26 protein-coding genes are annotated in these 23,843 nt (G+C 63.3%); 16 read left to right on the top strand and 10 right to left on the bottom strand.

The window, feature by feature from the left end:
* The first annotated feature begins 233 nt into the window (after positions 1-233).
* Positions 234-401, top strand: coding sequence for a heme exporter protein CcmD (gene ccmD, locus NKJ94_RS33575; protein WP_352531624.1), 168 nt, complete (start codon positions 234-236; stop codon positions 399-401).
* Positions 398-970: a DsbE family thiol:disulfide interchange protein gene (locus NKJ94_RS33570; RefSeq protein ID WP_352531622.1), complete on the top strand. Its 573-nt coding sequence runs from the start codon at positions 398-400 to the stop codon at positions 968-970. The genes ccmD and NKJ94_RS33570 overlap by 4 nt, the downstream gene beginning before the upstream one ends.
* Positions 971-1,131: 161 nt before the next feature.
* Here the strand turns inward: NKJ94_RS33570 and NKJ94_RS33565 are convergent, their stop codons facing one another.
* Positions 1,132-1,299 (bottom strand): hypothetical protein, encoded by a 168-nt coding sequence (locus NKJ94_RS33565; RefSeq protein ID WP_352531620.1) that lies wholly within the window; start codon positions 1,297-1,299, stop codon positions 1,132-1,134.
* Positions 1,300-1,562: 263 nt separating this feature from the next.
* Here NKJ94_RS33565 and NKJ94_RS33560 point away from each other — a divergent pair, with 263 nt between their 5' ends.
* Positions 1,563-2,480 carry an SMP-30/gluconolactonase/LRE family protein gene (locus NKJ94_RS33560; protein WP_352531618.1) on the top strand — a complete coding sequence of 306 codons (918 nt, stop codon included), beginning with the start codon at positions 1,563-1,565 and terminating at the stop codon, positions 2,478-2,480.
* Positions 2,481-2,506: 26 nt separating this feature from the next.
* On the top strand, positions 2,507-2,716 hold the full coding sequence (locus tag NKJ94_RS33555) for a tautomerase family protein (RefSeq protein ID WP_352531616.1): 210 nt from the start codon (positions 2,507-2,509) through the stop codon (positions 2,714-2,716).
* Positions 2,717-2,829: 113 nt separating this feature from the next.
* On the opposite strand, the gene NKJ94_RS33550 is transcribed toward NKJ94_RS33555, so the two are convergent.
* From NKJ94_RS33550 to NKJ94_RS33515, 8 genes are all read right to left on the bottom strand, one after another.
* A complete protein-coding gene (locus tag NKJ94_RS33550; RefSeq protein WP_352531626.1) occupies positions 2,830-3,363 on the bottom strand; it encodes an NADPH-dependent FMN reductase in 534 nt (177 codons plus the stop codon).
* A gap of 40 nt (positions 3,364-3,403) precedes the next feature.
* Complete coding sequence (locus tag NKJ94_RS33545; RefSeq protein WP_352531614.1) at positions 3,404-4,024, bottom strand: pyridoxamine 5'-phosphate oxidase family protein; 621 nt, start codon at positions 4,022-4,024, stop codon at positions 3,404-3,406.
* A 14-nt stretch (positions 4,025-4,038) separates the two neighbouring features.
* Positions 4,039-4,704 carry a septation protein A gene (locus NKJ94_RS33540; protein ID WP_352531612.1) on the bottom strand — a complete coding sequence of 222 codons (666 nt, stop codon included), beginning with the start codon at positions 4,702-4,704 and terminating at the stop codon, positions 4,039-4,041.
* A gap of 60 nt (positions 4,705-4,764) precedes the next feature.
* Positions 4,765-6,528, bottom strand: a complete 1,764-nt coding sequence (gene ftsY / locus NKJ94_RS33535) for a signal recognition particle-docking protein FtsY (RefSeq protein ID WP_352531610.1) — start codon at positions 6,526-6,528, stop codon at positions 4,765-4,767.
* Between the two features lie 11 nt (positions 6,529-6,539).
* A complete protein-coding gene (mtaB, locus tag NKJ94_RS33530; RefSeq protein ID WP_352531608.1) occupies positions 6,540-7,841 on the bottom strand; it encodes a tRNA (N(6)-L-threonylcarbamoyladenosine(37)-C(2))-methylthiotransferase MtaB in 1,302 nt (433 codons plus the stop codon).
* Positions 7,841-8,725 carry a diaminopimelate epimerase gene (dapF, locus tag NKJ94_RS33525; RefSeq protein ID WP_352531606.1) on the bottom strand — a complete coding sequence of 295 codons (885 nt, stop codon included), beginning with the start codon at positions 8,723-8,725 and terminating at the stop codon, positions 7,841-7,843. Before dapF ends, mtaB begins: the two co-directional genes overlap by 1 nt.
* 74 nt (positions 8,726-8,799) lie before the next feature.
* Positions 8,800-8,961 (bottom strand): DUF1328 family protein, encoded by a 162-nt coding sequence (locus NKJ94_RS33520; RefSeq protein ID WP_066991727.1) that lies wholly within the window; start codon positions 8,959-8,961, stop codon positions 8,800-8,802.
* Between the two features lie 74 nt (positions 8,962-9,035).
* Positions 9,036-10,046, bottom strand: coding sequence for an MBL fold metallo-hydrolase (locus tag NKJ94_RS33515; RefSeq protein WP_352531602.1), 1,011 nt, complete (start codon positions 10,044-10,046; stop codon positions 9,036-9,038).
* 279 nt (positions 10,047-10,325) lie between these two features.
* On the opposite strand from NKJ94_RS33515, the gene NKJ94_RS33510 reads away from it, so the two are divergent.
* Positions 10,326-10,865: a protease inhibitor Inh/omp19 family protein gene (locus NKJ94_RS33510; RefSeq protein WP_352531600.1), complete on the top strand. Its 540-nt coding sequence runs from the start codon at positions 10,326-10,328 to the stop codon at positions 10,863-10,865.
* A gap of 46 nt (positions 10,866-10,911) precedes the next feature.
* Entirely contained in the window at positions 10,912-12,108 is a 1,197-nt protein-coding gene (gene zapE, locus NKJ94_RS33505) for a cell division protein ZapE (RefSeq protein WP_352531598.1), read from the top strand.
* Positions 12,109-12,124: 16 nt separating this feature from the next.
* Here zapE and NKJ94_RS33500 read toward each other — a convergent pair whose 3' ends face one another.
* Positions 12,125-12,262, bottom strand: a complete 138-nt coding sequence (locus NKJ94_RS33500; protein WP_352531596.1) for a hypothetical protein — start codon at positions 12,260-12,262, stop codon at positions 12,125-12,127.
* Positions 12,263-12,494: 232 nt separating this feature from the next.
* Between NKJ94_RS33500 and mdh the strand changes: the two genes are divergently transcribed.
* The 10 genes from mdh to lpdA all read left to right on the top strand — a co-directional run bounded on the left by mdh (position 12,495) and on the right by lpdA (position 23,524).
* Positions 12,495-13,463 (top strand): malate dehydrogenase, encoded by a 969-nt coding sequence (mdh, locus tag NKJ94_RS33495; protein WP_352531594.1) that lies wholly within the window; start codon positions 12,495-12,497, stop codon positions 13,461-13,463.
* A gap of 41 nt (positions 13,464-13,504) precedes the next feature.
* Positions 13,505-14,698 (top strand): ADP-forming succinate--CoA ligase subunit beta, encoded by a 1,194-nt coding sequence (gene sucC, locus NKJ94_RS33490; protein ID WP_352531592.1) that lies wholly within the window; start codon positions 13,505-13,507, stop codon positions 14,696-14,698.
* 56 nt (positions 14,699-14,754) lie between these two features.
* Complete coding sequence (locus NKJ94_RS33485) at positions 14,755-14,988, top strand: hypothetical protein (protein WP_352531590.1); 234 nt, start codon at positions 14,755-14,757, stop codon at positions 14,986-14,988.
* A gap of 1 nt (position 14,989) precedes the next feature.
* A complete protein-coding gene (locus tag NKJ94_RS33480; protein ID WP_352531588.1) occupies positions 14,990-15,361 on the top strand; it encodes a cupin domain-containing protein in 372 nt (123 codons plus the stop codon).
* A 64-nt stretch (positions 15,362-15,425) separates the two neighbouring features.
* On the top strand, positions 15,426-16,331 hold the full coding sequence (gene sucD, locus NKJ94_RS33475) for a succinate--CoA ligase subunit alpha (protein WP_352531586.1): 906 nt from the start codon (positions 15,426-15,428) through the stop codon (positions 16,329-16,331).
* A gap of 127 nt (positions 16,332-16,458) precedes the next feature.
* Complete coding sequence (locus NKJ94_RS33470) at positions 16,459-19,446, top strand: 2-oxoglutarate dehydrogenase E1 component (protein ID WP_352531584.1); 2,988 nt, start codon at positions 16,459-16,461, stop codon at positions 19,444-19,446.
* Positions 19,447-19,494: 48 nt separating this feature from the next.
* On the top strand, positions 19,495-20,796 hold the full coding sequence (gene odhB / locus NKJ94_RS33465) for a 2-oxoglutarate dehydrogenase complex dihydrolipoyllysine-residue succinyltransferase (protein ID WP_352531582.1): 1,302 nt from the start codon (positions 19,495-19,497) through the stop codon (positions 20,794-20,796).
* A 23-nt stretch (positions 20,797-20,819) separates the two neighbouring features.
* A complete protein-coding gene (locus tag NKJ94_RS33460) occupies positions 20,820-21,347 on the top strand; it encodes a hypothetical protein (protein ID WP_352531580.1) in 528 nt (175 codons plus the stop codon).
* Positions 21,344-22,099: an SDR family oxidoreductase gene (locus NKJ94_RS33455; RefSeq protein WP_352531578.1), complete on the top strand. Its 756-nt coding sequence runs from the start codon at positions 21,344-21,346 to the stop codon at positions 22,097-22,099. The genes NKJ94_RS33460 and NKJ94_RS33455 overlap by 4 nt, the downstream gene beginning before the upstream one ends.
* An 18-nt stretch (positions 22,100-22,117) precedes the next feature.
* On the top strand, positions 22,118-23,524 hold the full coding sequence (gene lpdA / locus NKJ94_RS33450) for a dihydrolipoyl dehydrogenase (protein ID WP_352531576.1): 1,407 nt from the start codon (positions 22,118-22,120) through the stop codon (positions 23,522-23,524).
* Positions 23,525-23,843 lie beyond the last annotated feature (319 nt).

Below are 23,843 nucleotides of genomic sequence, written 5' to 3'. Positions count from 1 at the left end.
CGGACCGCCTCTGTCGTCGTGGCGCGGCCGTGTAGAATCTGTCCCATAGCGCGTCCTTTGATTCGGACGACAATGGTGCGCCATTAAAACCTGAGATCAAACAATTAGGCGCCGGCTTCAGTTTACGGCTGCGGCATGGCGGCCGATTGCCGAGCCGAGAGCGCGGCGTTAAAGGAAGACATGTTGGAACGAGGCGAAGAGGCCCGGTTGGCAGGCGGCGCGGAGCGAAAAGCATGAGCGTGCATGCGCTTTATGTGACCACCGCGTATGCGATCACGGCCGTGGTGCTGGCCGGGCTGATCGGCTGGATCCTGCTCGACCAGCGCGGCCGCAAGCGAGAGCTCGCCGAGCTGGAGGCGTCCGGCGTGCGCCGGCGCTCCGATAAGGCAGCAAAATCATGAGCACGGAAACGGAAACACCGGCGCGCCGCCGCCTGATCGTGCTGGTGCCGCTGCTGGTCTTTCTCGGGCTGGCGGGATTGTTCCTGGCGCAGCTTTTGTCCGGGCGCGACGTTTCGGAGGTGCCGTCGGCGCTGATCGGCCTGCCAGCGCCGCAGACCAACCTCCCGCCGCTCGAGGGAACCAATTTGCCGGGCCTCGATTCGAAACAGTTCGCCGGCAAGGTGACGCTGGTCAACGTCTTCGCATCCTGGTGCGCGCCGTGCCGGGAAGAACATCCGGTGCTGCTGGCGCTGTCGCAGGACAGACGCTTCGTCATGGCCGCGCTGAACTACAAGGATCAGCCGGAAAACGCCCGTCGGTTCCTCGGCGATTTAGGCAATCCGTTTCAGGCGATCGGCGTCGACGCGGCCGGCCGCGCGGCGATCGACTGGGGCGTCTACGGCGTGCCGGAAACCTTCGTCGTCGGCAAAGACGGCAAGATCGCCTATAAGCATGTCGGACCGCTGACGCCGGACTCGGCGCAGACGCTGCTTTTGCCGGAGATCGAGAAGGCGCTGACGGCGCGTTGATATTCAGGTGATGCCGGCCTGCAAATGGCGGTTTCCTGCGCTTCCGATGCTCGCGTACCCAAAGTACGCTCCGCTCCGGTTCTCGGAATCCACCATTTTTCGACTCGGCCTGACCTGAATCTCAACGCGCCGAGGCGCGGCCGAGTTACTCGACCGAAGATTCAGCCGTAGATCTGCTTGTGGATCTGGTAGAGCATTTCGCTGCGGTCGGCGCGCATGTCGGCGAGGTCGCGGCTGGTGAAGCTGTCGATTTCGGCGACGAGGCGGTTGTAATGCCGGCGCTTGGCGATGCTGGCGCGAGCGCGGCTCATGAGGCTGTCGATGATCATAGCGAGTTTCCTTTTGCGCCGCATTTTGCGGCCGTTTGTTCCTCCCTTGATCGATACGGAGCATGACATAGTTATGGTGCGTTGCAAAAATAAGATGTTGCAATGCACCATTGCGCTGGGCGCATAGCCGGTTAACGGGATGCGACCTGCCGTCCGGGCCAGCATCCGCTCCCATAAAGCTTCTAACGCATCATCGATCTTGCCATATCGATCGCAGGCTGGCTTGATCGTGCCTCGCCAGCGACTGAATACCGGGAGGAACCATGGCCGCCGAATTCTACGAAGTTCTCGATCCGCGCTTTGCGCGGCTGTTCAACGGCAATGCACAGGTGGACAGGCTGTTTACCGGCTGCCGCTGGGCGGAGGGGCCGGCCTGGTTTGCGGCCGGGCGCTATGTCGTCTGGTCCGACATCCCGAACAATCGCATGCTGCGCTACGACGAGACCGACGGCGGCGTCAGCGTGTTCCGTCAGCCGTCGGGCAATTCCAACGGCAACACCGTCGACCGGCAAGGCCGGCTGGTCACTTGCGAGCATTCCGGCCGCCGCGTCAGCCGCACCGAGCATGACGGCTCGGTCATCACCATCGCCGACAAATGGCGCGGCAAGCGGCTGAACTCGCCCAATGACGCGGTGGTCAAGTCCGATGGCTCGATCTGGTTCACCGACCCGAGCTACGGCATCGATACCGATTACGAGGGCGACAAGGCCGAAAGCGAGATCGGCGCCTGCCATGTCTACCGGGTCGATCCCGGCACCGGCGAGACCGAGGCCGTCATTACCGACATGGTCAGGCCCAACGGGCTCGCCTTCTCGCTTGACGAGAGCAAGCTCTATGTCGCCGATACCGGCCGCACGCATGGTGCGCAAAACCCGGCGCACATCCGGGTGTTCAATGTCGGCCAAGGTGGCAAGACGGTGTCCGGCGAGAAGGTCTTTGCCGACTGCACCGCCGGCCTGTTTGACGGTTTCAGGCTGGATGCGGACGGGCGCATCTGGACCAGTGCCGCTGACGGCGTCCATTGCTATGATCCCGACGGGACGCTGATCGGCAAGGTCAAGGTGCCGGAAGTCGTCGCCAATTGCGTGTTCGGCGGCAACAAGCTGAACTGCCTCTACATCGCCGGCACGACCTCGCTCTACATGGTCCGGCTGATGGTCAACGGCGCCAGAACCTATTGAGCTGACAATATCCAGGGAGGGACGCCATGCCGTTTGTGAACATCCGCATCGTCAAGGAAGCGATTGCCGCCGACCCGGCCGGCAAGAAGGCAGCGATCGCTGCCCAGGTGACCGAGGCGATCGTCGGCGCCACCGGCCTGACCAACAATGACGTCTGGGTGGTCTTCGAAGAGGTCAATGCACGCGATTGGTTTGTTGGCAAGACCGATGTCGAGACGCTGCGCGGCAAGGGCTAATCCCGCGGCACTGCAGATGGCCGCAGCCCCTAGCTTCGTCATCCCAGGGTCTGCGCCGCGTCGCGTCGCTCCTTGCTCCGCCCTAGGATGACGAAAGCACGGTGGCCCGTCACTCAACGCGTGCGAATGAAGTCCGCGAAGGCCGAAAGCGCGTCACGCATTGCCAGCCGGTTTGCCGGCTCCAACAGAATGGTTCCCACGTCATCCGGCTTCCTGCCGAGCAGGGCGATTTCCAGCGGCGCTTCCTCGTAAAGCTGGAAAGACATGGTCCGCATGATCTCGACCAGCGCGGCGCGGGCAAACAGCGAGCGCGGCGAGGTGTGGACCAGCAGGGCCGGCTTGCCGACGGCGGCATCGCGCGACACCAGCCAGTCGAGCGCGTTTTTCAGGCCGCCTGGCACGCCATGGGCATATTCAGGGCAAGAGATGATGACGCCGTCGGCGCAGGTGACGGCATCGATCAGCGCCGATGCTTGCGGCGGCGTCCGCTCGCCTTCGTCGTCGGGATTGAAGATCGGCAGCCGCCCAAGCCCGTCATAAACGGAAACGCGGCAACCCGGTGGCGCGTTTTGCGCGAGGGCCGCGACCAGGGCCGAATTGGTCGAGGCGGCGCGCAGGCTGCCGGAGATGGCGAGAATGTTCAGCAAAGGAATGGAGACCGGCTTGGGCGATTCGTTGCCGGGCACGCTACCACATGGTCTGCTTGTAATCCTCGTCCAGCCAGCGGTCGGTCGCCTCCGCCGTTTCGGCGAGCGCCAGTTGGTCGCGCAGGATCTGGCCGAGCGTCGGCAGCGTCGCGCGGTCGTACCAGCTCTCCGGCTTCCACAGTTCGGAGCGCATGAAAGCCTTGGCGCAATGCATGTAGGCGGCCTTGACCGTCACCACGACGACGCTTTGCGGCGCCTTGCCGTCGACCGCCAGCCGCTCACGCAATGCCGCATCGACGGTGATGCGGGCATCGCCATTGACACGCAGCGTTTCGTTCATGCCGGGAATGAGGAAGAGCAGCCCGATCGAGGGATTGAGAAGGATGTTCTCCAGCGTGTCGAGCCGGTTGTTGCCGGGCCGGTCCGGGATGGCGACGGTCTTCTCGTCGAGCACTGCTACAAAGCCCGGCCTGTCGCCCTTCGGCGTCACATCGGCATTGCCGGCGCCGTCGGACGAGCCGATCAGCACGAACGGGCTCTTGCCGATGAAGGAACGGCAGTGGCCGTCCAATGCCTTCAATTCCTTGCGGATCGAGCCGTCGGTCGGCCGAGGCGTCTTGTAGATCGTCCTCAGCTCTTCGCGCGTGGTGATGAATTCCATGCCCCTCTCCTCGTCTATTTGCCGGCCTTCTCTTCCTTGGCGGCCTTGTCCTCGAGCGAATGGCGCAGGATCAACGGCATTTGGCTCAACGTGAAGACAAGTGTAATGGGAATCGTGCCCCAGACCTTGAAATAAAGCCAGGTTTCCTCAGAAAAATTACGCCATACGACCTCGTTCAGCGCAGCCAGAAAAAGGAAGAAAAACCCCCATCGGAAAGTGAGCTTGCGCCAGCCTTCGGCGTCGAGATTGAAGGCGGAATCAAAGACATAGCCCAACAGCGATCTGCCAAACGCCAACCCGCCAAGAAGCGTGATGCCGAACAAACTGTTGATGATTGTCGGCTTCATGAAAGCGAAGGTCTTGTCCTGAAGCCACAGCGCCAGCGCGCCAAACACAAACACCACGATGGCCGACACCAGCGGCATGATCGGCCAGCTGCGCGTCAAAATCCACGAAACGCTGAGCGACAGCGCCGTCGCCACCATAAAGAACGCTGTGGCAATCAGGATAGGCTCGCCGATATGGCTGAGGATCGGAAATTTCCCGACAAGCCACGCGCCGCGGATGGTGGTGAAAAAGAACACCAGACCAGGCCCGAGCTCGAGCAGGAATTTCAGGCCGGGGTTCAACGCCTTGCGTCGCGGATCGGACGGGTCGCGTTCGAGGATGGGTGGGCTCATGGGATCCTTCTTACGCATGATCCAATCCAAAAAGTCTGCAACTTTTCGGGATCATGCTCGTCAAGCCACGCCAGCGATCGCCCTGGCGAATTCGCTTGCGGAAAAGGGTTCGAGGTCGTCGACCTGTTCGCCGACGCCGATGAAATAGACCGGCAATTTGTGCCGCGCCGCGATCGCCACCAGAATACCGCCACGCGCCGTTCCGTCCAGCTTGGTGATCACCAGGCCGTTGACGCCGGCGACATTGCGGAAGATCTCGACCTGGTTGAGCGCGTTCTGGCCGGTGGTGGCATCGACCGTCTGCAGCACGGTGTGCGGCGCCGCCGGATCGAGCTTGCCCAGCACGCGGACGATCTTTTCCAGTTCCGCCATCAGTTCGATCTTGTTCTGCAGCCGCCCGGCGGTGTCGATTATCAGCACGTCGGAGCCGGCCTCTTTCGCCCGCTCGAAGGCATCGTAGGCGAGGCCGGCGGCGTCGGCGCCAAGCTTCGAGGCAATGACCGGCGAGTTGGTGCGCTCGCCCCAGATCTTCAGCTGCTCGATCGCTGCGGCGCGGAAAGTGTCGCCCGCGGCGAGCATCACCGAGAGGCCGCCATCGGTCAGCTTTGCCGCCAGCTTGCCGATGGTCGTGGTCTTGCCGGTGCCGTTGACACCGACGACCAGGATGACATGCGGCTTGTGGCTGAGATCGAGTTCCAGCGGCATGGCGACATGGGTCAGCACCTTCTCCACCTCGGCCGCCATGATGGCGCGGACTTCGGTGTCGGAGACGTCCTTGCCGTAGCGGCTGGCGGAGAGCGCGTCGGTAACCCGCAGAGCCGTCTCCATGCCGAGATCGGCGCGGATCAGCACATCCTCCAGGTCCTGCAGCGTGTCCTCGTCAAGTTTCCGCTTGGTGAAGACGCCGGCGATGTTGCCTGACAACTCCTTGGAAGAGCGGGCAAGCCCGTCTCGCATGCGCTGGAACCAGGAGCGCCTCGGCGCCGGTTCGAGCGCCTTCCGCGGCTCGGCCTTCTGCTCGACCTTCTTGGTTACGGTCACCTTGCCCGGAGCGGGTTTTGGCTCCGGCGATGGCTGTGGAATGGCCTCTGGTTCGGGCGCGATCTCGGCCAGCGTCGGCTTCGTCTCGACCGGCGCCGGCTGGCGGATCGGGGGCGGGATTTCGGCGGGCGGTGCTTCGGGCGCAGGTGACGTTGGCTTAACTTCGGCAGTCGGTGCCGCGTCTTGCGCAGGTTGGCGCTGCCCCTCACCCTTACCCTTACCCTCTCCCCGTGAAGGACGGGGAGAGGGGGGCGTCAGCGTTGCAGCTTCTTCTTCGGCGTCTGTGAAAGGGGCTTCGGCGTCAAGATCAGCTCCCTTCTCCCCGTCCCTATACGGGGAGAAGGTGCCGGCAGGAGGATGAGGGGCGGCGCCAGCTTCGGATGACGGAAGCTCAGTCTGGACGGTCTCAGGCTGCTTCCGCTCTGGGATTGGCTCCGGAATAACAAGCCCGGCCGGGATTTCCTCCGGCTCCTCAACAGGCGTTTCCGGCGCCGGCTGAATGTCTGGCTCGGGGGAAATGGTCGGAGCGGGCTCGGGCTTCGGCTCTTCGACAGGCGGAGGCTCCGGCGCAGAAGGGGCCTCCGGCTCGACCGCCGGTGCGGCTTCGGCCTCAGGCTGAGGCTCGCTGCGTTTCAGGAATTCCGGGACGGGCTGCTCGGCGGCGGGCTTCAGCGCCTCCAGTGCGTCCCATTTGATTGGCGGCAGCGGTGCGGTCTCGTCGGGCCGCTCCTCGACGACTTCCTTCTTGCCGAACGAAAATATCTTCTTGAAAAACCCAGCCATGTCTTGCGCTCTCAGGCGGCGCGGGCGGCAAGCGGCGCGGCGATCAGGCGGGTGCCGTCATGGCCGGCAATATCAGCCTCGACAATGTCGCCCGGCGCGCCGGCAGAGACCGTGGCCAGCGTAAAGCCTTCGGTGCGGCCGAGCCCGTCGCGCTCGACCAGGATCGACTGGCGCGTGCCGGCAAGTGCCGAAAGGTGATGGCGGTAGGCGGCCTCGCCGGCGGTGCGCAGGCGTGCCGCGCGCTGCTTGACCATTTCGCGGCGAAGCTGCGGCATGCGCGCGGCGGGCGTGCCCTGGCGCGGCGAAAACGGGAAGACATGGAGATGCGTCAGGCCGCACTCCTCAACAATTTTTTCCGAGTTTTCGAACATGGCGTCCGTCTCGGTCGGGAAGCCAGCGATGATGTCTGCGCCGAAAACGATGCCCGGGCGCAGTTTGCGCACATCCTCGCAAAAGCGGATCGACTGGTCGCGGCTGTGCCGGCGCTTCATCCGCTTCAGGATCATGTCGTCACCCGATTGCAGCGACAGATGCAGATGCGGCATCAGCCTGGGCTCGGAGGCGATGGCGTCCAACAGATCGTCATCGGCCTCGATCGAATCGATGGAGGAAAGCCGCAGGCGTTTCACGTCGGGCACCTGCTTCAGGATCGTCTTGACCAGTTTGCCGAGCTTCGGTGCGCCCGGCAGGTCGGCGCCAAAACTGGTCATGTCGACGCCGGTCAGCACGATCTCGGCATAACCATTGCCAGTGAGCCGCTTGACCTGCTCGACCACGGCGCCCATCGGCACCGAGCGCGAATTGCCGCGACCGTAGGGAATGATGCAGAAGGTGCAGCGGTGGTCGCAGCCGTTCTGCACCTGGACGAAGGCGCGCGCCCGGCCCTCGATGGCGTCGACCATGTGGGCGGCCGTCTCGCGTACCGAAAAAATATCGTTGACGCGGGCCTTCTCGGTGTCGTTGACGCCGAAATCCGGCAGCGCGCGATAGGAATGGGCGTTCAGCTTCTCCTCATTGCCGAGGACGAGATCGACCTCGTGCATGGCAACGAAATCCTGTGGCTCGGTCTGCGCCGCGCAGCCGGTGACGATGATGCGGGCGGCGGGGTTCTCGCGGCGGGCTTTTCGGATCGACTGCTTGGCCTGGCGCACCGCCTCGCCGGTGACGGCGCAGGTGTTGAAGATGATGGCGCCGCCTTCGAGGCTACCGAGGCCGGCACTTTCCGCCTCGCGCCGCATCACCTCGGATTCATAGGTGTTCAGCCGGCAGCCGAAGGTGACGACGTCGACACCCCTGTTGGCAAGAGGGGCCATCAGGCGGCGCTTTCGGTGTCGCGCGCCCACACGCCGGTCGACGGATCGAAGCTGCCGGAAAATTCCCATTCGGCGGCACCGGTCAGGATGACGTGGTCGTCGTCGCGCCACAGGACATGCAGCGAGCCGCCGCCGGGCGTCGTCAGCGTGACGCTGCGGCCGGTGCACCTGGTGCGGGCTGCTGCAACCACGGCGGCGCACGAGGCCGTGCCGCAAGCCTTGGTCAGGCCGGCGCCGCGCTCCCAGGTGCGGATGACCATTGTCTCGGGCGAGGTCACCTGCGCGATGGTGATGTTGGCGCGCTGGGGGAAGATCGGGTGGTTTTCGAGCAGCGGGCCGAAGCGCTCGAGTTCATAGGACCAGACGTCGCGGTCGACCCAGAAAATGGCGTGCGGATTGCCCATCGAGACGACCGACGGCGAATGCAGTACCGGCGCATCGATCGGGCCGATCTGCAGTTCGATCATGCGGGTGTCACGGAATTCCTCGGCCAGCGGAATATCCTGCCAGCCGAAGCGCGGCTTGCCCATGTCAACCGAGATCAGCCCGTCGGCGTGTTCTTCGGCATTGAGAATGCCGGCAACGGTCTCGAAGGCGAAGGTCTTCTGGCCGGTCTCGGCGGCGAGCGCCTGGACGACGCAGCGCATGCCGTTGCCGCAGGCCTGCGCGCTGGTGCCGTCCGAATTCAAGATGTCGATGAAAAAGGCGGTGCCCGGCGTCCTGGCGTCGTGGATCGCCATGATCTGGTCGAATTTGGTCGCGGCGTCGGCATTAAGCGCGATGGCTGCCGCAGGCGTCACGCGATCGGCGCGACCGCGCATATCGGCAACGATGATCTCGTTGCCGATGCCGTTCATCTTGGCGAAAGGGGCCACACTTGCCATCGATCGAAAGGTCTCTTGCCGGTTTGGCGCCTATATGGCGGATAGCGGCAGAAATTACCAGTGCGGCATGCTTTTCAGGTCACCGCGAAGACGCCAAGCACGATCAGCAGGAAGATGATCAGCACGATGCCGATGAGGATGCGGGCGCCGGTCGCGGCGGCTCCGGCCAGTGCCGGCATGCCGAGCAGGCTTGCCGCGGCCGCGACAATCAAAAGAATGATGATCCACTTGATCATAAGAGATTACCTCGCAGCCGACAGGTTTGAACACCTACAAACGCTTCTGCGAGGCCTTGGGTTCCGCCGGCCTCCTAGACCGCCGGCACGTCCCAGACTTCCCCCGGCCGCAAGGCGCGAAAACGTTGCTGCGGCAGGCCGGCAGCATCGAGCGCTTCGCCGAGTTTTCTGGCCGGCTCGTCGATCGGTTCGTTGGTGAGCCGGAACGTGCCCCAGTGGCAGCCGGCGGCATAGGCGGCGTCGCACAAAAGCATGCCTTGCACCGCCTCCTCCGGATCCTGGTGATGCGGCGCCATGAACCAGCGCGGCTCATAGGCGCCGATCGGCAGGATGGCGAGGCGGAAGCCGCCGTGCTTTTCGGCCATCAGCCGGTAGTTGATGCCGCCGTGGAAACCGGTATCTCCGGCGAAATAGATCTTTGCGCCTGGTGTCTCGACGACGAAACCCGCCCACAGCGCCATGCGCCGGTCGCGGGTGCCGCGGGCCGACCAGTGATGTACCGGCTCGACATGCACGGCGGCGCCATTGCCGATATCGACCCGGTCGCCCCAGTCATGCGCGGAAAGCCGCATGCCGGAGACGGCAGCGTCGATGATGGTATCGTTGCCGAGCGGCGTCAGCAGCAGCGGATCGTGCCTTGTCTTCAGACGCTTCAGCGTGGCGAGGTCGAGATGGTCGTAATGGTTGTGGCTGACCAGGACGAGGTCGATCGGCGGCAAATGAGAAAAGGCGATGCCCGGTGGATTGACGCGTTTCGGCCCGGCGAAGGAGAGCGGCGAGACGCGCGACGACCAGACCGGGTCGGTCAGGATGTTCAGGCCGGCTGTCTGGACGAGCAGCGAGGAATGACCGACCATGGTGAGGCGCAGCGCAGCACCATCGATCCGCTCGACCGGTCTTGCCGGCGGAAACGGGCTCGGATTCGCCGCCGGCCATTTCGAGCGTTCGCCACTCAATTGCCATTTCAAGAGATCGGCAAAGCGACCCGGCGGCCGGCCGTCGGGGTTGAAGAACAAGGTGCCGTCGAAATGATCGCTGGGCGGGCCGCTATAATAGCGATTGGCGGCTCTTTTTCTCGCGGCCAAGAAATCGGCTCCTGCAGTTTGCTGATCGCCAAGAGATAATGCCGACGCCGGCCGGCGCAAGCATTTGACGGGCGCGCCAGGAATGCAAAGGGTCGGGGTGCGGCCAGATGCCAAGGCGTAACGCAATTCAGGCAATGTGCATTTTGCGATAAATTTGCAACATTAGCGGCGCAAACCGTATTTTAACCATATCGGGTTGAAATTTCGCCACCTTCTCCATCTTGGTGGGGGGACATTGCGCGGACGGCACCCCCGGCCGGATCCGACGGAGGTTGAAGAATGAAATTTTCGAAAACCGGCCTGCTGGCCGTATCGCTGGCCGCACTCGTCGCGAGCGGCTGTTCAACCTCACGGTTCTCATCGATGGACGAGCAACAGCCGGCGCCGCTGGAAGCTGCGCCCGCCGGCAAGGTAACCGCAAACCAGCTGCCGCCGCCGGCGACGCCCGGCCCGGCCGACCCATCGAAATTTCCGACCGCGCCGCAGAACACGCAGATAGCGTCGCTGCCGCCGGACGGGACGGCTCCGGCCGGCGCGGCCGACCTTACCGCCTCCAGCGTCGCCGGCGTGTGGAAGGCAAGCGTGTCCGGCCAGAGCTGCCAGGTGGCGACGCCGCAGACCAAATTCGGCTCGGGCTATCGCGCCGGACCGCTGCATTGCCCGGCCCCGCTCGACGGCATCAAATCTTGGAACGTCGGCGGCAAGCAGTTGACGCTCTATGACGAGAATGGCGGCACGCTGGCACGGCTCTATTCCTCGGGCGGCGAGAAATTCGACGGCCAGACTTCCAACGGCCTGCCGATCTCGCTTACAAGGTAGGCAAAGAAGACAGGGAAGACCAACCGCCTCGACAACGACGTGACCGATGCATCTGCGTGACGGCCTCCAGACCCATGCGACCGTCAAGCAGCGCTACGACCATCTGGTCGAGACGGGCGCCATCGGACGCGACCCGGTGCAGGAGCGGGTCGCTGCTGCTCTCGACCGGCTGATCGACGAGACATCGGCAAAGCGGCTGGCGCATAAGTCGAGCGCGCTGGGCTGGCTGTTCGCCCGCAAGCGCGAGGTGCACGAGGCGGTCAAGGGCCTCTACATCCATGGCGGCGTAGGCCGCGGCAAGACCATGCTGATGGACATGTTCTTCGAGCTGCTGCCGGTGCGGCGCAAGCGCCGTGTGCACTTCAACGATTTCATGGCCGACGTGCAGGACCGCATCCAGAAGCACCGGCAGGCTCGCAAGAACGGCACGGCCAAGGAGGACGATCCGATCCCACCGGTGGCGCGGGCGCTGGCCGAGGAAGCCTGGGTGCTGTGCTTCGACGAGTTCTCCGTCACCGACATCGCCGATGCGATGATCCTGTCCAGGCTGTTTTCGGCGCTGTTTGCCAATGGCGTCGTGCTGGTCGCCACCTCCAATGTCGCGCCGCAGGACCTCTATCGCGATGGGCTGAATCGCCAGCTGTTTTTGCCGTTTGTCGGCATGCTGGAGCGCCACGCGCAGGTGCTGGCGCTGGACGCCGACAAGGATTACCGCCTCGACAAGCTCGGCCGCATGCCGGTCTACATCACCCCGGCCGATGCCGCAGCCGACCATGCGCTCGACGACGCCTGGCAGGCGATGACGCATGGCAGGCCGACGGCCGAGACGATGCTGACGGTGAAGGGCCGGCACGTCGTGGTGCCGCGGGCCGCCGGCGAGGCTGCGCGGTTTTCCTTCGCCGAGCTCTGCGAGAGGCCGCTCGGCGCCCGAGACTATCTTGCCATTGCCGGCCGCTTCTCGACCATTTTCATCGACCATGTGCCGGTGCTCGGTGAAGGCAAGCGCAATGAAGCCAAGCGCTTCATCCTGCTGATCGACACACTTTACGACCATCATGTGCGGCTGGTGGTAAGCGCCGCGGCGCCGCCGCCGCAGCTCTATACGGCCAAGCGCGGCAACGAGGTCTTCGAGTTCGAGCGCACGGCATCGCGGCTGATCGAGATGCAGAGCCACGATTGGCTGGCGGATTGGGCGGAAAGGCACAGGGCGCCGTCGCCGGAGGCGCGGCAGGCTCAAGGCTAGCGCTGCGGTGCAGAACCTAGGATAGGGTGCGAAGGATCGCCCGACCTTGAACCAAGCGCAGAAAAGGACCAAATGCCTCGTCGAACACCTCGTCGGCAACCCGCATCACAAGGGCGTCATCGCCGGGAAACAGCCTTCTGATTTTGGGCGCCATTGTGTAGAACTCCTCTAGTCGGCCTTACAATTTTGACGTTTACGTAATTCCCATTGTTTCTAACCGATTGAAATTCCTCACTCCAAAATAATCGTTTGAATTTTGGTGCGGCCGGGGCTATTGCGTGCGGCGAATTTCACGGTTCCTGCAGCATTCCGGCCTCTTCCTCCGACGCCGTCATCAAATCGTTAAGATTTGGGCGCCGTCATAGTCAAAGGGAAAACATCCTGACATGGCACGCAACAAGATAGCGCTCATCGGCTCGGGCATGATCGGCGGCACGCTCGCCCACATGGTCGGCCTCAAGGATCTCGGCGACGTCGTGCTGTTCGATATCGCCGAGGGCATCCCGCAAGGCAAGGGGCTTGATATAGCGCAGTCGTCGCCGGTTGACGGGTTCGACTCCAGGCTGACCGGCGTCAACGACTATGCCGGCATCGAGGGCGCCGACGTCTGCATCGTCACCGCCGGCGTGCCGCGCAAGCCCGGCATGAGCCGCGACGATCTTCTGGGCATCAATTTGAAGGTGATGGAGCAGGTCGGCGCCGGCCTCAAGAAATACGCGCCGAAAGCCTTCGTCATCTGCATCACCAATCCGCTCGACGCCATGGTGTGGGCGCTGCAGAAGTTTTCCGGCCTGCCGAAGAGCCATGTCGTCGGCATGGCTGGCGTGCTCGACAGCTCGCGCTTCCGCTATTTCCTGGCCGAGGAATTCAAGGTCTCGGTCGAGGATGTCACGGCCTTCGTGCTCGGCGGCCACGGTGATTCCATGGTGCCGATGATCCGCTATTCGACGGTTGCCGGCATCCCGCTGCCCGACCTCATCAAAATGGGCTGGACCTCGAAGGAGCGGCTCGATCAGATCGTGCAGCGCACCCGCGACGGCGGCGCCGAGATCGTCGGCCTGCTCAAGACCGGCTCGGCCTTCTACGCGCCGGCTGCCTCGGCCATCGCGATGGCCGAAGCCTATCTCAAGGACAAGAAGCGGGTGCTGCCCTGTGCTGCCTATCTTTCCGGCCAATACGGGGTCAAGAACACCTATGTCGGCGTTCCCGTGGTGATCGGCGCCGGCGGCGTCGAACGCATCATCGAGATCGAGCTCAGCAAGCCCGAGCAGAAGATGTTCGACAATTCGGTGGCGGCGGTGCAGGGCCTGTGCGACGCGTGCGTCAAGATCGCTCCGCATCTCGCGGCCAAATAAGCCGGCAAGTAAGCCCGCCAAGCAAGCTGGAGACATAGCGCATGAACATCCATGAGTATCAGGGCAAGGCGCTGCTGAAGGGCTTTGGCGCACCGGTGGCCGAGGGCGTGCCGGTGTTCAAGGCGAGCGAGGCGGAAGCCGCCGCCAAGGCGCTGCCCGGCCCGCTCTATGTGGTCAAGAGCCAGATCCATGCCGGCGGCCGCGGCAAGGGCAAGTTCAGGGAGCTCGGCCCCGATGCCAAGGGCGGTGTCAGGCTGGCGAAGTCGGTGGCCGAGGTCGTCGCCAACGCCAAGGAGATGCTCGGCCATACGCTGGTCACCAAGCAGACCGGCCCAGCCGGCAAGCAGGTCAACCGGCTCTATATCGAGGACGGCGCCGACATCGAGCGCGAGCTCTATCTGTCGATCCTGGTCGACCGCTCGGTCGGCCGCGTCGCCTTCGTCGTCTCGACCGAGGGCGGCATGGACATCGAGGCGGTCGCCCACGACACGCCGGAAAAGATCATCACCGTCGCCATCGACCCGGAAAAGGGCGTGACTGCGGAGGATTTGAAGAAGCTCAATGCCGCGCTGAAGCTCGACGGCGACGCGGCAAAGGACGGCGACACGCTGTTTCCGATCCTCTACAAGGCGTTTGTCGAGAAGGACATGAGCCTGCTCGAGGTCAACCCGCTGATCGTCATGAGGAGCGGCCGTCTGCGCGTGCTCGACGCCAAAGTGTCGTTCGACAACAATGCGCTGTTTCGTCACCCGGACGTGCTCGAATTGCGCGACACCACGGAAGAGGACGAGAAGGAGATCGAGGCGTCGAAATACGACCTCGCCTATGTCGCGCTCGACGGCAATATCGGCTGCATGGTCAACGGCGCCGGCCTCGCCATGGCGACGATGGACATCATCAAGCTCTATGGCGCCGAGCCTGCCAACTTCCTCGATGTCGGCGGCGGCGCGTCGAAGGAGAAGGTGACGGCGGCGTTCAAGATCATCACCAGGGATCCGGCGGTCAAAGGCATCCTGATCAATATCTTCGGCGGCATCATGAAGTGCGACATTATCGCCGAGGGCGTTATCGCCGCGGTCAAGGAAGTCGGGCTGCAGGTGCCGCTGGTGGTGCGGCTGGAAGGCACCAATGCCGAGCTCGGCAAGAAGATCATCAACGACAGCGGGCTGAACGTGGTGTCGGCAGACGATCTTGATGACGCGGCCAAGAAAATTGTCGCGGCGGTGAAGGGCTGATCTGGCGCATACTGACGATCGTGGCTTTCGGCGTTAACTGAGCTGGAGAATACAGGGTGGAACAGGACGTCACGCAAAGCTTGCTGGGATACATCATTGCCTGGTTGCCGCTGGCAGTTTTTCTGGTGATCTGGATCTGGGGTCTCCTCACACTTAAGCAATATGTTCGCGCCCGGGAATTCGCCGGCCACGACAATGCGGCCGCTATTCGTGAACTCGGCGAGACAAATCGAGAAATTGTAGCCGTGCTGCGCGAACTGAAGTCAGAACTTCAAGGGCGGAGGTCATAGAATGCCTCCGCACAAGATAAATCTCATCGAGGCGGCGGATCAGAAGATCAAAAAGGTCTTCGATCCGCATATTGCCGGCGACGTCAATGATGCCCAAGTCAAGATCGCCAAATTCGGCGATGTCTTCGACTGGCACGCGCATGACAACGAGGATGAGGCGTTCCTCGTGCTGCGCGGCCGCATCGCCATCGATTTCCGCGACGGCACGGTGGAACTCGGCAGCGGCGAGTTCATCGTCGTGCCGCGCGCCGTCGAGCATCGGCCGCGCTCGCTGAGCGAGGAACCTGTCGTACTGATGTTCGAGCCGGCGACGACGCTCAACACCGGCAACGCCAAGAGCGACCTGACCGTCGCCGATCTCAAGCGGCTGTGATCATGGCGGTTGTGATCATGACCGCGCGGCCTTCCTCGATCAACGGTTTTTAAAAAGGACCACCATGTCCATTCTCGTCGACAAGAACACCAAGGTGCTGGTGCAAGGCCTGACCGGCAAGACCGGCACGTTCCATACCGAGCAGGCGCTCGCCTATCACGGGACAAAAATGGTCGGTGGCATTCACCCCAAGAAGGGCGGCGAGACCTGGACCGGCGCCAAGGGCGAGGCACTGCCGATCTTCGCCACCGTCGCCGAGGGCAAGGCCAGGACCGGCGCCAATGCCTCCGTCGTCTATGTGCCGCCGGCGGGTGCCGCCGAAGCGATCCTGGAAGCGATCGAGGCCGAGATCCCGCTGATCGTCTGCATCACAGAAGGCATACCGGTGATGGACATGATCAAGGTCAAGGCAAGGCTCGACCGCTCGACGTCGCGGCTGATCGGCCCGAACTGCCCCGGCGTGCTGACACCCGACCAATGCAAGATCGGCATCATGCCCGGCAACATCTTCCGCAAGGGCTCGGTCGGCGTTGTTTCCCGCTCGGGAACGCTTACCTATGAGGCGGTGTTCCAGACCACCAATGTCGGCCTCGGCCAGACCACCGCCGTCGGCATCGGCGGCGACCCGGTCAAAGGTACGGAGTTCATCGACGTGCTGGAGATGTTCCTCGCCGACGATGAGACCAAATCGATCATCATGATCGGCGAGATCGGCGGTTCGGCCGAGGAAGACGCCGCGCAGTTCCTCAAGAACGAGGCCAAACGCGGCCGCAGCAAGCCGATGGCCGGCTTCATCGCCGGGCGCACCGCGCCGGCGGGCCGCACCATGGGTCATGCGGGGGCGGTCATCTCCGGCGGCAAAGGTGGCGCCGAAGACAAGATCGCGGCGATGGAATCGGCCGGTATCAAGGTTTCGCCGTCGCCGGCAAGGCTCGGCACGACGCTGGTCGAGGCGATCAAAGGACAGTGAATGGTGAATGGTGAATAGTAAACGGTAGCGGTGCAAACGGGGAGCGTTCCCCTCTTCCATTCACCATTCACCATTCACCATTCACTTTTAACTTAAAAGGAGACGAAGCCAGAGCTTCGACAGTGACATGGCAAGACAAGATCAGGCCAACGACCAGTTTTCGCTTACCTCTTTCCTCTATGGCGGCAATGCCGATTACATCGACGCGCTCTATGCCGCCTATGAGGACGATCCCGCTTCGGTCGATCCCGAATGGCAGGACTTCTTCGCGGCGCTGAAGGATGACGCCGGCGACGTGCGCAGGAATGCCAAGGGCGCCTCATGGGCCAAGCCCTCCTGGCCGATGCAGGCGAATGGCGAGCTGGTCTCGGCGCTCGACGGCAATTGGGGCCTCGTCGAAAAGCACATCGAAAAGAAGGTCAAGGACAGAGCGGCCGGCAACGGTGCAGCCCTTTCCGACGCCGACGTGCATCAGGCGACGCGCGATTCCGTCCGCGCCATCATGATGATCCGCGCCTTTCGTATGCGCGGCCATCTGCATGCCAATCTCGATCCACTCGGCATTGCCAAGCCGCTCGAGGACTATAATGAGCTGTCGCCGGAGAATTACGGCTTCACCGAAGCCGACTACGACCGGCCGATCTTCCTCGACAATGTGCTCGGGCTCGAATTCGGCACCATCCGGCAGATGCTCGATATCCTGACCCGGACCTATTGCTCGACGCTCGGCGTCGAATTCATGCATATTTCCGATCCCGAGGAGAAGGCCTGGATCCAGGCGCGCATCGAGGGCGCCGACAAGGAGATATCCTTCACCGCCGCCGGCAAGAAGGCGATCCTGCAAAAGCTGGTCGAGGCCGAAGGCTTCGAGCAGTTCATCGACGTCAAGTACAAGGGCACCAAGCGCTTCGGCCTTGATGGCGGCGAGTCGCTGATCCCGGCGCTGGAGCAGATCGTCAAGCGCGGCGGCCAGCTCGGCATGAAGGAAATCGTGCTTGGCATGGCGCATCGCGGCCGGCTGAACGTGCTGTCGCAGGTGATGGCCAAGCCGCACCGCGCCATTTTCCACGAGTTCAAGGGCGGCTCGGCCGCACCCGACGAGGTCGAAGGCTCGGGCGATGTGAAGTACCATCTCGGTGCCTCATCGGACCGCGAGTTCGACGGCAACAAGGTGCATCTGTCGCTGACCGCCAACCCCTCGCATCTGGAAATCGTCGATCCGGTGGTGATGGGCAAGGCACGCGCCAAGCAGGATTATCTGTTCGGCCGCAGCCGCGAAGAGATCGTGCCGCTGGAAGAGCGTGCCAAAGTGCTGCCGCTGCTGTTGCATGGCGACGCCGCCTTTGCCGGCCAGGGCGTCATTGCCGAAATCCTCGGCCTGTCGGGCCTGCGCGGCCACCGCGTCGCTGGCACGCTGCATTTCATCATCAACAACCAGATCGGCTTCACCACCAACCCGCGCTTCTCGCGCTCGTCGCCCTACCCGTCGGATGTCGCCAAGATGATCGAGGCGCCGATCTTCCACGTCAACGGCGACGATCCGGAAGCCGTGGTCCATGCCACCAAGGTGGCGATCGAATTCCGCATGAAGTTCCACAAGCCGGTCGTGGTGGACATGTTCTGCTATCGCCGCTTCGGCCACAATGAGGGCGACGAGCCGGCTTTCACTCAGCCGATCATGTATCGCAAGATCCGCAACCAGAAGACGACGGTGCAGATCTATGCCGACCGGCTGATTGCCGAAGGCCACATCAGCCAGGCCGAGTTCGAAAAGATGAAGGCCGACTGGCGGGCGCATCTTGAATCCGAATTCGAGGTCGGCCAGCATTACAAGCCGAACAAGGCGGACTGGCTGGACGGCGCATGGTCCGGCCTGCGCTCGGCCGACAACCAGGACGAACAGCGGCGCGGCAAAACCGCGGTGCCGGTCAAGACGCTGAAGGAGATCGGCAAGAAGCTGACCGAGGTGCCGAAGGATTTCGAGGCGCACAAGACGATCATCCGCTTCCTCGACAACCGCCGCCAGGCAATCGAGTCGGGCGAAGGCATCGACTGGTCGACGGCCGAGGCGCTGGCCTTCGGCGCCATCCTGCTCGACGGCAATCCGATCCGGCTGTCCGGCCAGGATTCGGAGCGCGGCACGTTCTCGCAACGCCATTCCGTGCTGTACGACCAGCGCGACGAGACCCGCTACATTCCGCTCAACAATCTGTCGGCGGCGCAGGCCGGGTTCGAGGTCATCAACTCGATGCTGTCGGAAGAGGCCGTGCTCGGCTTCGAATATGGCTACTCGCTGGCCGAGCCGAAGGCGCTGACGCTGTGGGAAGCGCAGTTCGGCGACTTCGCCAATGGCGCCCAGGTGGTGTTCGACCAGTTCATCTCGTCGGGCGAGCGCAAGTGGCTCAGAATGTCGGGCCTCGTCTGCCTGCTGCCGCACGGCTATGAAGGCCAGGGGCCCGAGCATTCGTCGGCCCGGCTCGAGCGCTTCCTGCAGCTTTGCGCCGAAGACAACATGCAGGTCGCCAACGTCACGACGCCGGCCAACTACTTCCACATATTGCGCCGGCAATTGAAGCGGGACTTCCGCAAGCCGCTGATCCTGATGACGCCGAAGTCACTGCTGCGCCACAAACGGGCGGTGTCGACGCTGCCCGAGATGTCGGGCGAAAGCGCCTTTCACCGGCTGTTGTGGGACGACGCCCAGCTGCTGTCGGGCCAGGCCATCAAGCTCACCAAGGATTCGAAGATCCGCCGTGTCGTGCTCTGTTCGGGCAAGGTTTATTACGACCTCTACGAAGAGCGCGAGAAGCGCGGCATCAACGACATCTACCTGCTGCGCGTCGAGCAACTCTATCCGTTCCCGGCCAAGGCGCTGATCACCGAACTGTTGCGCTTCCGCAATGCCGAGATGGTGTGGTGCCAGGAGGAGCCCAAGAACATGGGCGCCTGGTCGTTCATCGATCCGTATCTCGAATGGGTGCTGGCGCATATCGATGCCAAGCATCAGCGGGTGCGCTATACCGGGCGGCCGGCCGCCGCCTCGCCGGCGACCGGATTGATGTCGAAGCATCTTGCCCAGCTTGCCGCCTTGCTCGACGACGCGCTCGGTGAATAGAACAGAACTGGGCGGATAAAACAGAACCGAAAGAAACGGACAGGCACAATGGCTACCGAAATCCGCGTCCCGACCCTTGGTGAATCCGTCACCGAGGCGACCATCGGCAAATGGTTCAAGAAGGTTGGCGACGCGATCGCCGCCGATGAGCCGCTGGTCGAGCTCGAAACCGACAAGGTGACGGTGGAAGTGCCGGCCGCCGCCGCGGGCACGCTTAGCGAGATCGCCGTCAAGGAAGGCGAGACGGTCGGCGTCGGTGCACTGCTCGGCACGATTTCGGCAGGCGCCGGCGCAGCAGCCAATGCTGCCGCCGCTCCGGCAACGAAGCAGGAGGCGGTGTCGCAGGCCTCGGCTCCAACAGCAGCCTCGAGCGTCAAGCAGGCCGCGGCCGAGACGGCCAAGATCGCCGGCGACGCCGGAGCGATCGAGACGCGCACCACGCCGCCGGCGCCGTCGGCGGCAAAGCTGTTGGCCGAGCACAATCTCGCGGTCGACCAGGTCTCGGGCTCGGGCAAGCGCGGCCAGGTACTGAAAGGCGACGTACTCGACCTGATCGTCAGGGGCGCGCCGTCGCAGCCGGCCGAAATGCCGAAGGCTGTGCCTGTGCCGGCACCTGTTGCCGCGCGCGCGCCGTCCTCGGCAGACGACGCGTCGCGCGAGGAGCGCGTGCGCATGACCAAGCTGCGCCAGACCATCGCGCGCCGCCTCAAGGAAGCGCAATCGACCGCCGCCATGCTGACCACCTTCAACGAAGTCGACATGAGCGCGGTGATGGCGCTGAGGACCAAATACAAGGACGTGTTCGAGAAGAAGCATGGCGTGAAGCTCGGCTTCATGGGCTTCTTCACCAAGGCGGTCACCCACGCGCTGAAGGAAATCCCGTCGGTCAATGCCGAGATCGACGGCACCGATATCATCTTCAAGAATTATGCCCATATCGGCGTTGCCGTCGGCACCGAAAAGGGCCTTGTCGTGCCGGTTGTGCGCAATGCCGACCAGATGTCGATCGCCGAAATCGAGAAGGAAATCGGCAGGCTGGGGCTTGCGGCGCGCGACGGCAAGCTCTCGGTTGCCGATATGCAAGGCGGCACGTTTACGATTTCCAACGGTGGCGTTTACGGATCGCTGATGTCGACGCCGATCCTCAATGCGCCGCAGTCCGGCATTCTCGGCATGCACAAGATCCAGGAGCGGCCGATGGTGGTTGGCGGCCAGATCGTCATCCGGCCGATGATGTATCTGGCGCTCTCCTATGACCATCGCATCGTCGACGGCAAGGAAGCGGTGACCTTCCTGGTGCGGGTCAAGGAAAGCCTGGAGGATCCGGAGCGGCTGGTGCTCGACCTCTAGAGGCGGCTGGGGTGAGCCGGAGAATGGATCTGCGCCACCGGATGAGTTGCTCTCGTTTCCGGTCGGGGTTGTTTGTCGCGATCTGCGCGGTCGGTATCCAGACGGTCTCCGCCGCTCACGCCGCCTGTCCGCTCGAGCTCGCGGTCTATGGCGATCCTGAAAACGCCGGCGAGATCGATTTCAGGCCAACCGGCGAGTCGGCGACCGTCACCAATAGTTTCAACATGGTGCTCGACAATGGCGTCGTGCTCGACGGCATCGTCATGTGGACGGAGGGCGTGGCGCGGCCGCATGGCTCGCTGATGTACAAATGCCCGACCGGCGATGTCACCGGCGACGAGCTCGCCGCCTGCACCGTGTGGGAGGGCGTCATCTACAGTGCCGACGACCAGGGCAATATCGCGTTGCTGCCGGGCGAAGGAAAGGATGCACCGAAGAAGCTGATCCTTCCCGACTTGGGAGCGTCGTTGCAGATGTCGGCGGCCCATGGCGCCAACGGCTTTTCCAAGGTGCCCTGGGATGTCTTTGCCCTGAAAGGATGTCAGGAATGAGCGAGAGCGGAAAAATCCTGCTGGTGACCGGCGGCAGCCGCGGCATCGGCGCCGCCACATGCAGGCTTGCCGCCAAGGCCGGCTACCGCATTGCGGTCAATTATGCCTCGAATGTGCGAGCGGCCGAAACCGTGGTCGCCGCCATAGAGGCCGGCGGCGGAGAAGCCGTTGCGGTCAGGGGCGATATCGGCAGCGAGACGGATGTGTTGGCCATGTTTGAGGCCGTCGATGCCCGCTTTGGCGGGCTTGACGCGCTGGTCAACAATGCCGGTGTCGTCGACAGCCTGTCACGTGTCGACGAAATGTCGTTCGCGCGGCTCGAGCGGATGATGCGGATCAATGTGATCGGGCCGATGCTTTGCGCGCGCGAAGCGGTGAAGCGCATGTCGACCAGGCATGGCGGCAAGGGGGGCGCCGTCGTCAATCTGTCTTCGATCGCGGCGAGGCTTGGCGGGGCAGGTCAATATGTCGACTACGCAGCCTCCAAGAACGCGATCAACACCTTCTCTGTCGGCCTGGCGCGTGAAGTGGCAGGGGAAGGCATCCGGGTCAATATAGTCAGCCCGGGCATCATCGACACCGAAATTCATGCCTCCGGCGGGCAGCCGGATCGCGCCGAGAAAATGGGCCGCGTGGTGCCGATGCAGCGCGCCGGCACCGCCGAGGAAGTCGCGGCTGCAATTCTCTGGCTGCTGTCGGACAAGGCGTCCTATACGACAGGCGCCATTCTGGAAGTCGGCGGCGGCCGCTAAAGCAAAGGGGACAGTATCATGGCCTATGACGTCGTTATCATCGGATCGGGACCGGGCGGCTATGTCTGCGCCATCAAGGCGGCGCAGCTCGGGCTGAAGACGGCGGTGGTCGAGAAGAACCCGACCTTCGGCGGCACCTGCCTCAACATCGGCTGCATCCCGTCAAAGGCGCTGCTGCACGCGTCCGAGATGTTCGCCGAGGCCGGCCATTCCTTCGACACGCTCGGTGTCGAAATCGGCGCGCCCAAGCTTAATCTCGGCAAGATGATGGCGCACAAGGATGCGACGGTGGCGGCCAACGTCAATGGCGTCGCCTTCCTGTTCAAGAAGAACAAGATCGACAGCTTCCGCGGCACCGGCAAAGTGGTTGCGGCCGGCAAGGTGTCGGTGACCTCTGAGGACGGCAAGGTCGAGGAGATCGAGGCCAAGAACATCGTCATTGCCACCGGATCGGACGTCGCAGGCATTCCCGGCGTCAAGGTCGATATCGACGAGAAGTTGATCATATCCTCGACCGGCGCCCTGTCGCTGGACAAGGTGCCGGGCCATCTGGTGGTGGTCGGCGGCGGCGTCATCGGGCTGGAGCTCGGCTCGGTATGGGCGCGGCTCGGCGCCAAGGTCACCGTGGTCGAGTTTCTCGACACCATCCTGGGCGGCATGGACGGCGAGGTTTCGAAGCAATTCCAGCGCCTGCTGTCGAAGCAAGGTTTTGAGTTCAGGCTGGGCACCAAGGTGACCGGCGTCGCCAAGGCCAAGAAGGGGGCGACGGTCACCTTCGAGCCGGTCAAAGGCGGGGCGGCCGAGACGATCGAGGCGGACGCCGTGCTGATTGCCACGGGACGACGGGCCTATTCGGACGCTCTCGGGCTAAAGGAGGCAGGCGTCGACGTTGACGAGCGCGGCCGGGTCAAGACCGACGGCCATCTCCGGACCAACGTGCCCGGCATCTACGCCATCGGCGACGTTATCGCCGGCCCGATGCTCGCCCACAAGGCAGAGGACGAGGGCGTGGCGGTGGCCGAGACCATCGCCGGCCAGGCCGGCCATGTGAACTATGAGGTGATCCCGAGCGTCGTCTACACCACGCCGGAGATCGCTTCGGTCGGCAAGACCGAAGAAGAATTGAAGAAGGCCGGCATCGACTACAAGGCGGGAAAATTCCCGTTCAGCGCCAATGGCCGGGCGCGCGCCATGCTGCACACCGACGGCTTCGTGAAGATCCTGGCCGACAAGGCCAGCGACCGTGTGCTCGGCGTCCACATCGTCGGCTTCGGCGCAGGCGAGATGATCCATGAGGCGGCGGTGCTGATGGAATTCGGCGGCTCGTCGGAAGACCTTGCCCGCACCTGCCACGCCCATCCGACGATGTCGGAAGCGGTGAAGGAGGCGGCACTGGCGACGTTCTTCAAGCCGATCCATATTTAGTCAGGGCAATCGCAGACATTCGAGATTCGCATGAGACATCTCATACTTCGTCATCCTAGGGCGGAGCAGGAGCGAAGCGACGTTGCGGAGCCCTGGGATCCATGCCGTTGCTTGGCGGCCGTGTTCCGACCAACCGGAATCGAGTGCCTCTTCGCATCGGCCGGCAACGGGTGATTCTGCACCATCGTATTCCTCGGCGGATGTCACGGCATGGATCCTAGGTGTTTGATCTCAGGCTTTAATGGCGCACCATTGTCGTCCGAATCAAAGGACGCGCTATGGGACAGATTCTACACGGCCGCGCCACGACGACAGAGGC

Source organism: Mesorhizobium sp. M0060, from assembly GCF_040323155.1.
Taxonomy (GTDB): domain Bacteria; phylum Pseudomonadota; class Alphaproteobacteria; order Rhizobiales; family Rhizobiaceae; genus Mesorhizobium.
The sequence above is the reverse complement of the archived record's forward strand: the minus strand, read 5'-3'. Positions and strand labels throughout refer to the sequence as shown.